Source organism: Amorphus sp. 3PC139-8 (genome assembly GCF_040750475.1).
Lineage (GTDB): Bacteria > Pseudomonadota > Alphaproteobacteria > Rhizobiales > Amorphaceae > Amorphus.
Map to the genome: position 1 here is coordinate 64,311 of NZ_JABJVY010000022.1, position 15,813 is coordinate 80,123.

A 15,813-nucleotide genomic window follows, 5' to 3' on the forward strand; every position below is an offset into this window, starting at 1 on the left:
CATGGAGTTTCTCGTCTTCACGTTGGATGGCCCGATGTCGGCGTGGGGGGACATTTCCCCTGGGCGCCAAAGGACATCCTGGAGCCGTCCCTCCCGATCTGCAGTGATCGGGCTCATCGCCGCCGCACTCGGAATCCGGCATGGTGACAACGAGAGCCTCGGCCGTCTTCACGACGGTCTCTCCCTGGCCGTTGAGACGTTGCGAAGGGGAAAGAGCCTCGTCGACTACCAGATCATCGAGATGCCGACCGAACCCGGATTGCGCAAGTACCGGAAGGAACACGGCTCGCCGCCGCCCACACGCGGCGCTTCACTGGAGTGTCCAGAAACGCACACGCTTCCGTCGCATCGCGAGTACAGGGTCGACGCTTCCTACCGTGCGGCGATCTGCCGGCGCCCGTGGAGCAAAGGGCCGGCTCTTGAGGAGATCCGAGAGGCTCTCGTTCGTCCCAAATTCCAACTGTATCTCGGCCGCAAGAGCTGTCCGCTGGCTCTGCCGCCGAAGCCGGAATGTCTGTTCGCAGACGATGTCACGTCCGCCTTCGATCGATACGCGACGCTGATGGGACAACTAGGCGACAGCCTGAGTAGCGGCGTCGGCCGCATCCTGAGAGAGGACACTTCCGACGGCGAGATCTGGTCCGACGTCGAACTGGCCAACAAGTTCGAACGCTCCGCTGAGCGACGTGACGTCCTGCTGTCAAGCGATGTGCGGCGGCCGCGACGTTTCTCGGTCAGGCGCGAGGTCCTGCTGACCCGCGATCACAGTGCATCCATTTTGTCCGCGCCAGCAGAGGAGGGGCCCCAATGAAAGAGCATCTGTCCCGTGTTGTCTTGCGCTCCGGGGAAACCGCAGCAGGCGCCATCGTCGCGATGCTGAAGGAGTCCTCGCACAAGGACAGCGGTCATAGCCTTCTTTGGACGCTGTTTCCCGAGAGCGATCACAACCGGGATTTTCTCTACCGCGAAGACGGCGGTTCCGGACGCTATTTGGTCCTCTCGGCCCGACGGCCGCGAGACGACGTCGGTCTCTGGGACATTGAGACGAAGCCGTTCCAACCCCAGCTGCGAAACGGTGACCGTCTGGCCTTCGCACTCCGAGCCGACGCGACCGTCGCTATCAAGGAAGGAACCCGACACCGTGGACGGCGAACCGGCCTCGTCGAGTACACACGATCCTCCCACGAATGGGCGCGACTCGATCGCGCCCAGCGGAACCTCCTTGAGTGCCAGGCCGCCCGGGAATGGCAGCGGTCACGTCTCGCCCGAAACGGCGCCGACCTCGATCCATCCGCGCTTGAGGTCGATATCGAGGCGGCCCGCAGGATCAGGACTTCCACGGGAAAGGGATTCTCCTTCAATCCCATCTCTTTTCGCGGCCAGCTGCGCGTACGCGACGCCGAACCCTTTCGCGCCCTCCTGTCGAACGGCCTCGGACGTGCCAAGGCCTATGGCTTCGGAATGATCTTGGTGCGCCGGCCGGTGTCGGCTGACTGATCAATCGGCGGTGGCTGGTTGCGTTCTTTGAAAATCGAATGACCTCAAGGACTTCGAGGGTAGAGGTTCCCCCGCACGCGCGGGGATGGCCCGTCACCAGCGCGATCATCGACATGGGGTTCTACGGTTCCCCCGCACGCGCGGGGATGGCCCGTCGTTGATATCCGCCGCGTTGATCGACCTTTTGGTTCCCCCGCACGCGCGGGGATGGTCCCCTGCCCAGTGTCGCGTTCGAAGCTGCCGGCTGGGTTCCCCCGCACGCGCGGGGATGGCGCCGCCGAAGACCGAAAGCGAAAGACGTCCTGACCGGTTCCCCCGCACGGGCGGGGATGGGCCACTACTAGTCGTAACGATTCCTTGCACTCGCGTGGTTCCCCCGCACGCGCGGGGATGGCCCCCTACTAGTGGTAATGTTTGGTCATCCGACGACGGTTCCCCCGCATGCGCGGGGATGGCCCTAAACTATCGACGACAGCTCAGCGAGCGAGCTCGGCTATCCCGCACGCGCGGGGATGGTCCCCCGCTTTGCCTTTTCTGCGGCATGGCTTCGCTGGTTTCCCCGCCCGAGCGGGGATGGCCCTCTACTGGCAGTGAGACCCAGTAGCTAGTTACTGCGCGCCCCGCTCCCGCGGGGATGGATGGTCCGGGCGGTGTCGGCAAGTCGCTGCTATCGGCCACACTGATCCCGCACAGGCGGGGATAGACACATACTGGAGACCCCCTGATGATGGCGATTACCATCTGGCAACCGTGGGCCACCCTCATTTCGCTCGAGGTCAAACCTTGGGAGTTCCGAGGCTGGCCCGCACCTCGCAACCTTTGCGGACGCGACATAGCCATACATGCCGGCCGGAGACCGGTCCGCCGCAACGAGATCCAGGATCTGATCGACCGCCTTTCCGGCTCGAGACCTTGGACCACCGGCCTACTGCCCTCGGCGCTGCCGATCCTGGAGAGCATCCTCCGCGGGAACGTGGAACTTCCCCTCGGTCATGTTCTCTGCGTTGCCGAGCTCGGCACACCTCTCAGCGGCCAAACGGTCGCCGAAGAGCTCGGAGCAGCGGTCAACGACAGCGATCGCCATGAGCATGCCAATTGGGCGTGGCCGCTTTCGAGAATCCGGCGCCTCGTTCCACCCGAGCCAGCTGCGGGCAAACAGGGCTTCTGGAGATGGTCGGCCTCATCGCCAATGGAGAGCGATATCTCTTAGGCGCCGTTACCGGCTGTGTGCCGCGATCCAGCTCTTGGCGTCTGCTGCCGCCTGGCTGGCCTGAGTGTCGCTCATCGTCGGCTTTAGCTCCCCGGCCGCCGCTTTGGCTTCCTGGTCACCCTGCGCCGCGGCAAGAATGTACCATTTCAAGGCTGCAACCGGATCTTGTCCGACACCGTCGCCGTCCCGGTACATCTGGCCGAGGTACCGTTGACCCAACGGATCTTCGGCTTCGGCCGCCGACGCCATCCAGCTCGCCGCAGCGACCATGTCTTCGGCGACACCGGTGCCGGTCGCGTACATCAGCCCCAGATTGACCATGGCCTGGGTCTGTCCCTGCAGTGCAGCTTCGCTGTACCAATGGTAGGCCCAGGCCATACTCTCAGGCACGCCTTCCCCCCGACGAAACAGGTTAGCCAGGTTGAATTGGGCATCCGGATTTCCGCCCACTGCGGCGATCCGGAAGAACCGTGCGGCCGCACCGCTCGATTTCGTCACTCCGTCGCCGGCCAGGTAGAGCGCTCCCATCTGGTTTCCGGCTGGGCCATAGCCAAGCTCAGCCGCTTCGGCGAGCCACTCCGCGGCCGCGCCGTCACCGACTCCGTTCACCCGACCGTTTCGGGCCATTTCCGCCATGTTGTAGAGCGCGACCGGATGGTGCTGCTCCGCCGCCGCTTGAAAAAGCGCGAACGCTCGATCGGCATCCGGCGCCACACCCAGCCCCTCCGCGTAGAGCGTGGCCAGAGTCTGCTGCGCATTGGCGTCACCAGCCTTCGCTAAAGGCTCAAGCATGGTCGCCGCCCGGGCATAGTCCTCCCTCGACGCCGCTTCGAGCGCGTCTCCAAGCTCGTCGGCCTTTGCCGGCCCAGTGAAACAGACACCCGCGCAAAGAACGACGATGGCCCACCGCAAGCCATCCGCTCCGGCTTTCCAACTCGACATCTCGATCTCCTCCGATCAGTCCCGATCAGCAGCAACACTACGGTTTTTCACAGCCAAGTGCTACGATCGCGGCACCAACAATGCCCGCGAGGTCCACCATGCCGCCCACTCTGGAGCAAACCGAAATCCGCGAAGCGGCCTCTCGCCTGGACGACGGCGACGTCCTGCGCGTCCTCGCATTCGCCGGAGCTGGGAAAACCACGACTCTTAAAGGGATTGCTCACGCTCGCCCCGACACCGGGCTCTACCTCGCGTTCAACAAGCCGATCGCCAATGAGGCCAACCAAAAATTTCGCGACACTCGCTGTACTGCACGGACCATGCATTCTCTGGCATGGCGGGCCACTGGCATGACCAACGAACAGTCGATGCGGCTCAATGCCAAAGCCGTCCAGCACCTGATCGATATGGGCCGATTCCACTGGCCTCGCCTCAAGCGCTGGAACGCATATCGCTGCGCCGCAGCCGTCTCGCGCACCGTCGACATCTTCTGCGCCTCGGCCGATCCGCAGCTCACCGACGACCATGCGCAGCAGGCACTGGTTCTCACCTGCGGCGATCCGGCCATGATCCGCGACCCGCGGCGCGCCGGCATCGTCCGCAACACCATCGCCTCCCTCTTGCCGTCCATCGCGGCGGCCGCTCAGCGGGTCTGGGACACGATGGTCACGGAGCGCCAGTTCTCGCACGACGCGTACCTCAAAATTCTCGACCTCAGCCCAACTGTGCGCAATCGCGCTTTCGCCGGCGTCGGCTATGTCCTGGTGGACGAGAGCCAGGATCTCAATCCCGTCCAGCGATCCATCCTGGTGAAGTCGGGTTTGCCGCTGGTCGCCGTCGGTGATCCGTACCAGCAAATCTACAGTTTTCGTGGCGCTGAGAACGCGCTTTCACGCCTCCCCGGTCGCGAGCTCTATCTGACCGCTTCCTTCCGGTTCGGTGAGGGCATCGCTGACCAGGCTCGCAAGATCCTTGCGAGCCGCCCGGATGGGGGACCCTCTCAACGGCTTGTCGGCGCCCGACCGGATGGCCCAATGAAGCGAACTGCTCCGCGTTCGGCCCTCCTGGCTCGTTCCAACGCAGAGCTGCTGCGCGCAGGCATCAACTACGCGAAAAAAGAAATAAAGATCTCGTTTCTTGGCGGCATCGAAGAGGTTCGACGTGATGCGCAATCGGCTCAGGCGTTGCACGACGGTGACCTGGAGGCTGTTCGCTCCCCTGAACTCGCGTCGTTCGACAGCTGGGACGAGCTTTTGATGGAGGCAGAGGCCGGCAACTCTACGATGGCTCGGCTCCAAAAGCTGGTTGAAGAAGGTATGCCGCAACACCTCGATCGGCTCGCAGCGTACGAGGTCCCACCCCAGAGGGCTCAGATCGTCCTCTCGACAGCCCACAAAGCCAAGGGCTGCGAGTGGCCGCAGGTCATCTTGGCCAACGACTGGCGCTCGCTGCCCGAGCTTCAGGAGCGGCACAAGAAGGCGACCACCGAGTCGCCTGCAGCTGTTACCGCCGCCCTTGAAGAGTGGAACCTTCTCTATGTAGCGGCGACCCGCGCGATCGGGCGCACGGATCGCCTTGAGCGGATCCTCTCACCCAGCGACGCCGCCCCAACCAACCGGCCCGCACGTTCCTGTCGGCGCCACTCCAGAAAAGACGCGGATCGGTCGGCCGCTCCGTCGTTCGAGACCATCTGAAGGAGCAGCCATGTTCCCCTACGATCCTGATGGCGACGCCCTGGCCGGGAACGTCGCGGTTCAACTCCGCCTGGCTGATCCGGATCGCCGTCGAAAGATCCGGGATCTGATCGAGAAAGGCGAGCTTGACATCGACCGTGTCGATCAATCGCTCGCAGTGCGCTTCAGCTCTCAAGCTGACATCGCCGAAGCAAGATCGGCGCTGCAGCAAATCGTCGAGGAGCTCGACGCCGACAATCGGCTGCCTACTCCGGCGCGCCAGACGGAGTTTTATCAGACACACTACAATACTGCGCCGCAGCCCGATCAGACGGATGACCAACTGCTCGGCCCCGCGGCCCCGCGACCGCGATGACCTCCACCAACGCCATCTGCGCGCAGCTTTGTCATCGCTCGCCGTCCGTCGTCCCTCGACGAACAAGCATGCCGCGACCACCTGACGGTTAGCCTTCCGGGGGAGCCCATCCAGGAGATCGACCGCCTCTGGGAAAGCGCTCGCTATCGCCTCGAACGCGCCGCCGCCGCCGGACTTCACGTGGTGACCTATTTCGACGAGCTTTATCCTGAGAAACTGCGGCACATTTCCCGGCCCCCGCATGTCCTCTATTGCCGGGGATCGCTCGACGCCTTGAGACACGAGAAGGCGCTGGCGATTGTCGGCACCCGTTCACCATCTCAGTATGGCCAGGAGGTTGCCAGACGAGCGGCACAGGCGGCCATACGCGCTGAATTGACCGTCGTCAGCGGTCTCGCCATCGGCATCGACACCAGCGCGCTGGCGGCAGCCGCCAAGCTCCGCCGGCCGGCGATCGCCATCCTCGCGAACGGGCTCGACCGCATTTATCCCGCCGAAAACGAGTGGCTTGCCCATCGGCTTCTGGAGGAGGGGGGCTGTCTGCTGTCCGAGAACCCGCCCGGCACCGAAGCGCGGCCAGATCTCCTTGTCGAACGCAACAGGATCCAGACCGGGATGTCGGACGGGGTCTTCTTGGTGGAGAGCAACTTACGTGGCGGCAGCATGCGCACCGCACGTTTCGCCATCCTGCAGGGCCGGCCGCTGTCATGCCTTGCACACCCACAGAAATGGGCCGACCACAAAGCCGCTCAGGGACCCCGGAAGCTGATCAAGGACGGAAAGGCGATCCCGATCTCGGATCGAGCGGACCTACAGGACTTCCTCGAACGCTTTCGACCGCGGCCGGCCGAGCTTTCGATCGCCGCGGATCTCTCGCATCCCCCAGACCAGGCGACAACCGACCTTTGCCCCTGAAACGTTCCACTGCGAGGCTTCCCTGATGCCGCACGAGCGCCTTTCCGTTCTTGAAGATCACTACCGCTCCTTTGCCATAGCGGCCACAATCATCGACGGAATTCCCGTCGTCCTCTCACCAGTGGGCCGCTACCCGCAGTATTTGATGCCAGATGGGAAACCCGTCGGCTCGTCTGGACCCTATGTTGAAGCCTTTATCTACGACCAGGTCCCAGAAGCCGCGCCTGAAGCCTCTCTCGTAGTACGTGAGCCCGGCCGCCAAGTGTCCGTACGTCTTTTTGAAATTCCGCTCTCACTGAAGACCGATCCGGACGCCATCTTCGACTACATTGAAGCCCGGATCGACGCCGTTCCCCTGGCTCTTGAAGAGTATCATCGCGAAACCGAGCGGTTTCTTGCGGTGCTTGAGGAGAGGAAGACGTGGCCGGTCGACATGACGCGGGACGATTATGAGCGATTGACTGTCGAAGCCGGTGGTGAGCCTCAATCCGACAAACAGGTCTCCGGGTGGGGAATATTCGGATACCCCACACACTCGGTGGACTATTGTCGCATCAAATATATCGAACAGTCCTATGCTTCCGCTTTGGAAAAGCGACGTAGGTCTTACGCTGAACAGAGCAAGGCCGCTGCTCAAGAACAACGCCAGAAACGCACGGATCAGCTTCGCAAGGCGCCTACATCCCGAACGTACAACACGATCATTCCCTCCTCCTATAGCCCCGAGTGGCTGCGCGGTGACGCGCTCCACGTCGTCGTCGAGCGGAAGGATTGCATCATCTCCGACGATGATCCGTCCGTCTACGGATCCCACCTGCTCGGACATGAAGGCAGCGCCGGCTGGCGCGTGAAGGTCGAGGTGCACACACTCGAAAGAGACCTTACGCAGAGCGCTGACCCGAAGGTCGTGACGTCGGCGCCAATAGAAGCGCCGGGCGAGGTCGACGACAGTCCAGCGGACGCCGACCCGTCCTCAGATCATGGCCCGTGCCCCTAGGACGGCGCGACAGCCGCGGGCAGAACAACGCCTATAATAGAACGTATGTTTTGTGTTATGAGAGTTTGGCACTTATATTCTTTCCATTATGAAGCGAAAAAGCCTCCCCTCTCTCAGTGCCGACGCAGCCCTGCGCAAGCTCGGTTCGGATATCGCGACCGCTCGCAAGCGCAGGCGGCTGACCCAGAGTCGCGTGGCCGACGGGGCAGGTGTGTCAGTTCCGACGATCCGGAACCTGGAGGCCGGCGACCCGGGCGTTTCCGTCGGAACACTCGCCATGGTGCTCCTGGTGCTTGGAGAGACGTCTCGACTCTCGGACCTGCTCGATGCCGGCGAAGACGACGTCGGGCTGCTGCTCAGCGAACAGCAGCTGCCCAAGCGGATCCGGTCTTCGCGCCGCTCCGCTGCGACGTCCGCCGGTACCGATGACGCCCCTGACGGCGAGGCCTTCTGATGTCGACACGAACCCTCTCAATATGCATCGGCGACAATGGTCTGCCTGTCGGCACTCTGCGGTTCGACGCCCAAGGCAATCGCGAGTTCTCGCAGTTCGAGTACGCCGATTCCTGGCTTCGCCATTCCCGCCGCTTCGCCATCGCCCCGTCGATGCCGCTGTCGGGAGGCCCCTTTTTCTTCAAGAAGCAGGGGGGCGGCTCACCCTTGCCGCCCCCAATCGCCGACACCACCCCCGACACGTGGGGGCGCAACATCATCAGGCGCGATACGCGAGAGCGCAGAGCCAACCGAGCTCCTTTGACCGAGCTCGACTATCTCCTCGCAGTCGACGATCACAGCAGAATGGGTGCTCTACGGATCAGAGAACCGGAGACCGATGCGCCCTTCCTTGCAAGCGCCGCCGGCGGCCGACACGACGTCCCGCCGCTCCTGCATCTCGACGAACTCGGCCAGGCGATCGCCCAGATCGAGCAGGAGAGCCCGGGAATGGCGGCCGCGTTGCGCCGTCTTCGGCAGATCGGAAGCTCATTGGGTGGTGCTCGGCCCAAATGCTCCGTCGTCGACACCGACGGGTCGCTGCTGATCGCGAAATTCACCTCAAGACACGACACCTACAGTGTCGAGCAGGCCGAAGTGCTCACGCTCACGCTCGCCGCACGCTGCAGCATCAAGGTCCCGCGGGCCCGGCTCGCCGTCAGCGACGGCCTGCCGGTCGCACTCATTCCCCGGTTCGATCGGCGTCCGAACGGTCGAGTTCCCTACATTTCCGCCCAGACGATGCTGGAGACGGCCGACGCGGACTCGGGAACGTACACCCAACTGGCCGACGCGATCCGCATGCACTCCGCAAAGCCCTCCGCCGACCTGACCGAACTATTCAAGCGGGTCGCCTTCACGATCCTGGTTTCCAACGTCGACGACCATCTGAAAAATCACGGGTTTCTCTATGCCGGCGACAACCTCTGGCGGCTCTCGCCCATGTTCGACGTGAATCCGGCCCCGGAACGCCACAGAGAGCTCAAGACCCATATCTCCGAAATCTCTGGAAGCGATGCGAGCTGTGACGTCCTCATCGAACACGCCCCGTTCTTCGACCTGACGGAGGACGAAGGCGCCGCGATCGTCCACGCGACAGCGACAGAGGTATCCCAATCCTGGAGGCCGATCGCGGAGAGCCTGGGCATGACGCGGGCGGATATTGCCGCCTATCAGCCGGCTTTCGACCACCCGGAAATGCAGAAGGCTCGCGCGATGACGCCGCGATCGTCCGATCATGATCGGATAGACGAGCCCGATGCACCGATGGGGCCTTGACCGAAGGAAGCCGTTTGCTTGGGCAAACTGGGCTGGTCGGCGCCGGTGACCACCATATCCCCCGATCCGCCAGTTGTTCCATTCAGGGTTGTAGCCTCGTTCCCAGTCCGCAATATTGTTCTGCCAACGGGGCAGAACGCTGCAGCAGCGCAATGGGGTGGGGATGGCTGCGGATCTCAAGTTCTCGGGCGAAAACCGGAAATCCAGCCTGCAGCAGCTCGTGCGCGCCTTCGAGGACGTGAAGCGCGAGGCGGAAGGCGTCCAGGCCAAGGGCCAGCCGAAGGCGCCGATCCATCGGGTCGTGCTGATCCATGGCGAGCGCGGCCGCGGCAAGACGCGGCTCGCCATCGAGCTCTACCGGCGCCTGCGGGAGCGGGAGGATCCCGCCGGCTACTGGCCCGAGTTCGTGCCGAAGGACGAGAACCAGGACCAGGCCTCGCTCACGCCCAGGGCGGAGGACTGCACCTATGCGGCGATCCTGCCCTTCCTGTGGTGGGGCATCCAGGCCCAGGCGGGATACAACCCCGGCAATGCGCTCTTCGCCACCCTGGACAAGCTGAAGCCGCACCTGGTCACGATGCGGATCGCGCACCGACGGAGCCAGGACGGACGGTCCACTGCGGCCGAGCTCGCGGACGTGGCCACGGAACTTGGCATGTCCATCGCTGAGTTGGGCCTGGATGTCGCCGGCGAGGTGATTGGCGCCGGTTCGCTCAAGCGCATCGCGGAGAGCATGTGGCGGATTGGCAAGATCGGCCAGGAGCGATTGCGGGAGAACGCGGATCCGGCCGGTGAAGGCGATCGGCACGCGGCGAGCGTCGCCGAAGAGGTGCTAGCCGACCTGGACCGCCTTCTGAACCCGAAGAGCCCCCAGTTCGCGCACCGGCCGGCCGTGATCCTGATCGACGACGCCCAGTTCGCCGATCAGGACCGGCCGCTTGCCGGCTTCGTCGAGCTGCTGATCAAACGCAGCGCCCGCGGCCGCTGGCCGCTCCTGCTGCTCATCACCCATTGGAGCCGAAACCTCGACGACACCGAGACGGCCGCGGGCGAGCCCGTTCCGAGAAGCCTCGTCGCGCAGGTGCTGGAGCGGGTGCGCCAGGTGCCCGCGCCCGGTCCGGCCTGGTTCGGCCCGCCGCCGACGGCCGAGCTGCCCGAAACCTGCTTCCTTCAGGTCGACCTCAACGACGACGTCGATCTGAGGCCCGCCCTGGCCGACCGTTACAAGGGCATCGATCCGGTGACCGTGGCGGCCATCGCCGAGCACGCCGGCGGCAACCCGCGCAAGCTCGAGCAGATCGTCGAGATTATGGACCTCGAAGACCATTGGTTCGAGGATCATGATCCTGACCGCGACCTGACGCCGGAAGGCGTCGAGGAAGTCCTGACGCTCTCCCGACTGGACATCGACAGGGTCGCCGATCGACGCTTTCGGGAGACGCCGAGTGGCGTCCGTCGATCGCTCGCCCTGGCCAGTATCGCCGGCAACCGCTTCGTGGTCGATTTCGTCGACAAGCTCGCCAATGCCTGCCTTGCCGAGGGTGCCCGCCCTCAGATGGAGGAGGGCGAGAGCAGATACTATCTGCTGCGCGACATCCGCGATCGCAGCCGCAACGACATCGGCGGCTTCTCCGAGCGGCTCTATTTCGACGCCGCCGGCCGCTACCGACGGAATGCGCGCCGGGAGTTCAAAGACTGGCCCGATGACGAGACGCTGTTCGCGCGTCTGGACGAGCTCCTCGGCTGCCTGGTCGACGATCCGGACACGTTTGAGGGGCTGCAGCCGGAAGACCTCGCCTTTGCGCTCAGCGTCGCCGCCGAGCGGATGATCGCGCTGGAGGACAGTCGCGCCGGCCTCGCCCTCGCGCGGCTCGTCTCAATCGAGAACGGGCGCGGCAACTACGAAGGCGCCTATGACGCGGCGAACCGCTTCATCGAAGGGTTCCGGCCATGACCTGGAGCCTGGAGGGGATACCGAACCATCTCGCGGATCAAGTGGCAGAGACCCTCTCGCGGTCCGGAAATCTGTCCGGTGCCGGCAGGATCTGGCAGGCCCTTTACGACCGCAACAGAGGCCTCGTCGCCGCCGATCCCACCAACACCGGGTGGCAGCGCGACCTGGCGGTCATCCTGGACAGGATCGGCGACGTGGCCGTGGCCCGGGGCCGCCTCGACGACGCGGCCGACGCCTATGAGAAGGGCCGGGCGATCGCCGAGCGCCTCGCCGCCGCCGAACCCACCAACACCGGGTGGCAGCGGGTCCTGGCGGTCAGCCTGAACAAGATCGGCGACGTGGCCGTGGCCCGGGGCCGCCTCGACGACGCGGCCGACGCCTATGAGAAGGGCCGGGCGATCGCCGAGCGCCTCGCCGCCGCCGAACCCACCAACACCGGGTGGCAGCGGGACCTGGTGGTCAGCCTGAACAAGATCGGCGACGTCGCCAAGGCCCGGGGCCGCCTCGACGACGCGGCCGACGCCTATGAGAAGGGCCGGGCGATCGCCGAGCGCCTCGCCGCCGCCGATCCCACCAACGCCGAGTGGCAGCGCGACCTGGTGGTCAGCCTGAACAAGATCGGCGACGTCGCCAAGGCCCGGGGCCGCCTCGACGACGCGGCCGACGCCTATGAGAAGGGCCGGGCGATCGCCGAGCGCCTCGCCGCCGCCGATCCCACCAACGCCGAGTGGCAGCGCGACCTGTCGGTCATCCTGGAGAGGATCGGCGACGTGGCCATGGCCCGGGACCACCTCGACGACGCGGCCGCCGCCTATGAGAAGGGCCGGGCGATCCGCGAGCGCCTCGCCGCCGCCGATCCCACCAACGCCGAGTGGCAGCGTGACCTGTCGATCAGCCTGAACAACATCGGCGACCTGGCCACGGCCCAAGGCCGGCTCGACGACGCGGCCGCCGCCTATGAGGAGAGCCGGGCGATCCGCGAGCGCCTCGCCGCCGCCGATCCCACCAACGCCGAGTGGCAGCGCGGCCTGTCGGTCAGCCTGAACAACATCGGCGACGTGGCCATGGCCCGGGACCACCTCGACGACGCGACCGCCGCCTATGAGAAGGGCAGGGCGATCCGCGAGCACCTCGTCGCCGCCGATCCCACCAACGCCGAGTGGCAGCGCGGCCTGTCGGTCAGCCTGAACAACATCGGCGACGTGGCCATGGCCCGGGACCGCCTCGACGACGCGGCCGCCGCCTATGAGGAGAGCCAGGCGATCCGCGAGCGCCTCGCCGCCGCCGATCCCACCAACGCCGAGTGGCAGCGCGACCTGATCATCAGTTGCGTGAGGCTCGCCGAAACGGGGCGTGCGCCCCGGGACAACTACGCTCGCGCCCTTGAGGTCGCCGAGCGGCTTCAGGCAAGCGGTCGGCTGGCGCCGAGTGACGCGTGGATGGTCGAGGAACTAAAGCGGCGGCTTTCTCAATCGGAGGACTAGGACCGTCGCCGCCTGCGGGGACGCTTTCTCGATCCCTCAGGTCATCATCGGAGGTTCGGGGCTGTCATCGGAGCGTTCCAGGTCAATCTCTTCGCCCAGCTTGCCCAGCAGGTGGCCGAGCCCGGCCGCCTCGATCGCCGCGCGATCGGCGTAGTCGCCGGCGCCCCGGAGCTCAACGTAGGCGCATTCATCGGGATCCCGGCGCGGCTCCCAGCTCGCCACATGGTCCCGCGCTGCCGCTTCCGACGGGAACGTCACCGCGGCCGACTGGCCGGCGCAGTCCATCAGCGTCCAGAAGCCAAGCCCCAGACAGTTGCCCAGGTAGACCCCCATCTCTTCATGGATGATCACGACCGGCATCGGCTTTTCATTTTCCAGAGTAGGCGGCATCAGCAGGTCGATTGGTTGTCGGCGTCAGTTTCGTCTGCCGTGGTCGCCCGCCCCCACGGCGGGTTCGCGAGCATGTCATTGATCTCGGTTACAAGCGCCGCCCGCTGCGCTCCCGCTTCGTCGCCCAGGGCGGAATTTTCCGTCGGATCGCATCCACATTCGAGAACGCTAGATGCGCGTTCGAGTAAGTGGAACGCCGATCGGCAAGCTTCGTAGTATCTGTTAAACTTTTTGATTTCACCGCTGTCGAGTGCCGCGCGGCGTTCCATCTCTTGCTCCAAATGGTGAATGCGAAACTCATTCCACGTGTAATACTGTCCGCGGCACTCGTGAAAGTCTTCGATTCTACCGTTGTCGTAGAGCGCAACAGCGAACCCCGGCAGTAGATCGAACGGTTTGCAGTATCCCTGTTCCACGCGAATCCTCTCGTAACCGGCCCGGCTGACCATGTACGCAGACCCGGGCAGGCCAAGCTTCTCGATCACCCGGGCCGCTGCATCAGCCCCGCCTTCGAACCGGACCAGCTCATAGGTACCCTCCGGGGCCGTTCGCACGATGTCGGCCAGGGCGCCACGAAGGAAATTGTAGGCCGCGTCGGCGCGCCCTTCGGCGCTTTCCCCGCCCTTGTCTTCCATCAGCTCGCGCGCGAACCGATCACGCAGCTTCTCGCTCATGGTTGCAGGCATGAATTTGTAATCGGTCATGGCTCATCCTTGAAACCGCAGCGTATTTTCTGGAATCGAAACGCTTTTTCGCAGAAGGCAAACAACATTCGATTTTGCCGCAATGTCGTCGTTTGCGACCCTGATCGGCTCAACCAGCCAGCCGGCCGGTATCCCCTCCGTGATTATTGACGACGGACCCTCTCGCAAGCCGCGTGGGCGCTCGCAGGATCCGAAAACCATTGCGCTAGGCTGCGGCCAGCCGACCCCCTATACGGCCCCACTCCCGCTCGAGGCACCACCCCCCGAACAAGCCGGGCTAGCCGGTCTCCAGCAGCTCCATTCCCGAGTATGTGCCGATCGGAATTCCCTCGTGCGACCAGAACCTGAGAATTCCGTTTCCGCCCCAGCTCGCGATCGCACGATCCCCAATCGCCAAACCTTCAACGCCGCCCGCGTGCGCTCTGTGGCCAAACGCTGGGGACCCATCCCCAAACATGATCTCGTCGGTGTCCTCAATATCGGGATGAAGCAACCGTTCACCCTCCGGCGTCCAAAAGTAGACTGCGCCGTCCGCACCCCAGCTTACGAAGCCACTTTTTGTAGGCAACACTCCTTCAACCCGATCCGAATGGAACTGCTCACCGGACTCCGCTGCGTCTGCCATCCTCACAACGCGGAGATAGCTGTCCCAGAATGCTATCTTTCCAGCAGCGTCCCAACTCGCCATGGCCCATCCATCCCCCCCGGACAACCGCTCGGCGACGCCAAGCACGCGTCCTCCATCCGGTCGACAGCTACCCCAGGGACGACAGTTGCCGTGCTCGTCCCAGAAGCGAACAACGCCCGTGTCCGCCCAACTCACGAAGCCGCTCTCGATCTGCGCTACGCGGAGAATGCCCTCACCGGGCAAATAGCACCCGCCACCAACTACGTGCCGACCGTCCCCGCGAAGGAAGCTGATGCCACCATTCTCATCCCAGAGCGCAAACGCACCTCGAAACTGTCGTCCACCGATGATCGGGCTGTCGAGCTCCCGGGTCCCCCTCTGGAGACGCGCGTCCGTCAAGTCGATATGACAGAAGCCGTAGTTGGAATTCCACACCAAGAACCCCTCTTCGGTCGCCCATAAACCCTCGAAAACACCGCCCTGAGCCGGCGCTACTATTGCAATAGCAACGCCGTCGAAGGTCCAGATATGAATTCGGCCATCCCCATCGATCAGAGCAAACCCGTGCCGGTCGCCCGCAAAACCCCGCTCCGGCAGCCTTCCAATTTCGACGTCTGCCCAACCGCGCCGGCCGCCATCCAGAGACCAGAAGGAAAGACGCCCCGCTGCGGTTAAACTCACAACGCCCTCAGCTGCGACGCGAACAGCCAGAATCGAGCCCGCTTCGACCTGCGACCTGGAGACAATCTCGCCAGCCTGCGACCAAAACACGATAGTTCCCTCAGCACTCCAGCTGACAAAACCCTCTCGCGTCTGCTGAACGCTGTGCACCGGACCCGAATGCGCACCCACAAAGCGCGCTATTTGATCGCCCTCAGCTGACCAGAAGACCACGGTGCCATCGGCCTCCCAGCTGACGAAGCCTAAGCCAGCCTCTGCGACCGCGAGACAGCCGCGCACGCGACCACGCCGGCACTCCTCCGGCAGCTCCATCCGGCAGGCCAGTGCGCCCAGCCCCACACGTTCAAGCATCGGGCGCGTCGCCGCTTCCTCAGCAATCGGCACTTCCGCAATTGTCAGACAAAGCCTCGGATCCTTCTCTTCGAGATAATCCGCTACATCCCTTGCAGCTTTCTCGCTCTCAAAGAGCGGACAACGAGTAATGGTCGCATTGGTCATAAGCGTGAAACATTGTTTGGAACGCCGCTGGCCCGTGAAGATCCCCAGCAACGGACTAAAAATTACGAACGACATACACTTCGTCTCCCAAAAG

Annotated in this window: 15 protein-coding genes and 1 CRISPR repeat array; of the genes, 11 read left to right on the top strand and 4 right to left on the bottom strand. The window is 64.2% G+C overall.

What is annotated here, in order from left to right; translation table 11 throughout:
• The first annotated feature begins 1 nt into the window (after position 1).
• The 3 genes from cas5e to HNS03_RS18825 all read left to right on the top strand — a co-directional run bounded on the left by cas5e (position 2) and on the right by HNS03_RS18825 (position 2,707).
• Positions 2-811, top strand: a complete 810-nt coding sequence (gene cas5e, locus HNS03_RS18815) for a type I-E CRISPR-associated protein Cas5/CasD (RefSeq protein ID WP_367197557.1) — start codon at positions 2-4, stop codon at positions 809-811.
• A complete protein-coding gene (cas6e, locus tag HNS03_RS18820) occupies positions 808-1,497 on the top strand; it encodes a type I-E CRISPR-associated protein Cas6/Cse3/CasE (protein ID WP_367197559.1) in 690 nt (229 codons plus the stop codon). The genes cas5e and cas6e overlap by 4 nt, the downstream gene beginning before the upstream one ends.
• Positions 1,498-1,561: 64 nt before the next feature.
• Positions 1,562-2,135: direct repeats of the CRISPR family, unit length 25 nt; unit sequence GGTTCCCCCGCACGCGCGGGGATGG.
• An 86-nt stretch (positions 2,136-2,221) separates the two neighbouring features.
• Positions 2,222-2,707 (top strand): hypothetical protein, encoded by a 486-nt coding sequence (locus HNS03_RS18825; protein ID WP_367197561.1) that lies wholly within the window; start codon positions 2,222-2,224, stop codon positions 2,705-2,707.
• Between the two features lie 6 nt (positions 2,708-2,713).
• Here HNS03_RS18825 and HNS03_RS18830 read toward each other — a convergent pair whose 3' ends face one another.
• Entirely contained in the window at positions 2,714-3,649 is a 936-nt protein-coding gene (locus tag HNS03_RS18830; RefSeq protein WP_367197563.1) for a tetratricopeptide repeat protein, read from the bottom strand.
• Between the two features lie 98 nt (positions 3,650-3,747).
• Between HNS03_RS18830 and HNS03_RS18835 the strand changes: the two genes are divergently transcribed.
• From HNS03_RS18835 to HNS03_RS18870, 8 genes are all read left to right on the top strand, one after another.
• Positions 3,748-5,343: a UvrD-helicase domain-containing protein gene (locus tag HNS03_RS18835; protein ID WP_367197565.1), complete on the top strand. Its 1,596-nt coding sequence runs from the start codon at positions 3,748-3,750 to the stop codon at positions 5,341-5,343.
• 10 nt (positions 5,344-5,353) lie between these two features.
• Positions 5,354-5,698 carry a hypothetical protein gene (locus tag HNS03_RS18840; protein WP_367197566.1) on the top strand — a complete coding sequence of 115 codons (345 nt, stop codon included), beginning with the start codon at positions 5,354-5,356 and terminating at the stop codon, positions 5,696-5,698.
• Positions 5,699-5,815: 117 nt separating this feature from the next.
• A complete protein-coding gene (locus tag HNS03_RS18845; protein WP_367197605.1) occupies positions 5,816-6,613 on the top strand; it encodes a DNA-processing protein DprA in 798 nt (265 codons plus the stop codon).
• Between the two features lie 25 nt (positions 6,614-6,638).
• Positions 6,639-7,610 (top strand): hypothetical protein, encoded by a 972-nt coding sequence (locus tag HNS03_RS18850; RefSeq protein WP_367197568.1) that lies wholly within the window; start codon positions 6,639-6,641, stop codon positions 7,608-7,610.
• A gap of 88 nt (positions 7,611-7,698) precedes the next feature.
• Positions 7,699-8,064 (top strand): helix-turn-helix transcriptional regulator, encoded by a 366-nt coding sequence (locus tag HNS03_RS18855; protein ID WP_367197570.1) that lies wholly within the window; start codon positions 7,699-7,701, stop codon positions 8,062-8,064.
• Positions 8,064-9,380: a type II toxin-antitoxin system HipA family toxin gene (locus tag HNS03_RS18860; protein ID WP_367197571.1), complete on the top strand. Its 1,317-nt coding sequence runs from the start codon at positions 8,064-8,066 to the stop codon at positions 9,378-9,380. Before HNS03_RS18855 ends, HNS03_RS18860 begins: the two co-directional genes overlap by 1 nt.
• 163 nt (positions 9,381-9,543) lie before the next feature.
• The gene (locus tag HNS03_RS18865) at positions 9,544-11,334 is read left to right on the top strand and encodes a hypothetical protein (protein ID WP_367197573.1); all 1,791 of its coding nucleotides are present in this window, start codon (positions 9,544-9,546) and stop codon (positions 11,332-11,334) included.
• Positions 11,331-12,818, top strand: a complete 1,488-nt coding sequence (locus HNS03_RS18870) for a tetratricopeptide repeat protein (protein ID WP_367197574.1) — start codon at positions 11,331-11,333, stop codon at positions 12,816-12,818. Before HNS03_RS18865 ends, HNS03_RS18870 begins: the two co-directional genes overlap by 4 nt.
• Before the next feature lie 36 nt (positions 12,819-12,854).
• Here HNS03_RS18870 and HNS03_RS18875 read toward each other — a convergent pair whose 3' ends face one another.
• The 3 genes from HNS03_RS18875 to HNS03_RS18885 all read right to left on the bottom strand — a co-directional run bounded on the left by HNS03_RS18875 (position 12,855) and on the right by HNS03_RS18885 (position 15,794).
• Entirely contained in the window at positions 12,855-13,208 is a 354-nt protein-coding gene (locus tag HNS03_RS18875; protein WP_367197575.1) for a hypothetical protein, read from the bottom strand.
• Positions 13,208-13,912, bottom strand: coding sequence for a hypothetical protein (locus tag HNS03_RS18880; protein ID WP_367197577.1), 705 nt, complete (start codon positions 13,910-13,912; stop codon positions 13,208-13,210). Before HNS03_RS18880 ends, HNS03_RS18875 begins: the two co-directional genes overlap by 1 nt.
• Before the next feature lie 277 nt (positions 13,913-14,189).
• Positions 14,190-15,794, bottom strand: a complete 1,605-nt coding sequence (locus HNS03_RS18885; protein ID WP_367197578.1) for a hypothetical protein — start codon at positions 15,792-15,794, stop codon at positions 14,190-14,192.
• Positions 15,795-15,813: the final 19 nt, after the last annotated feature.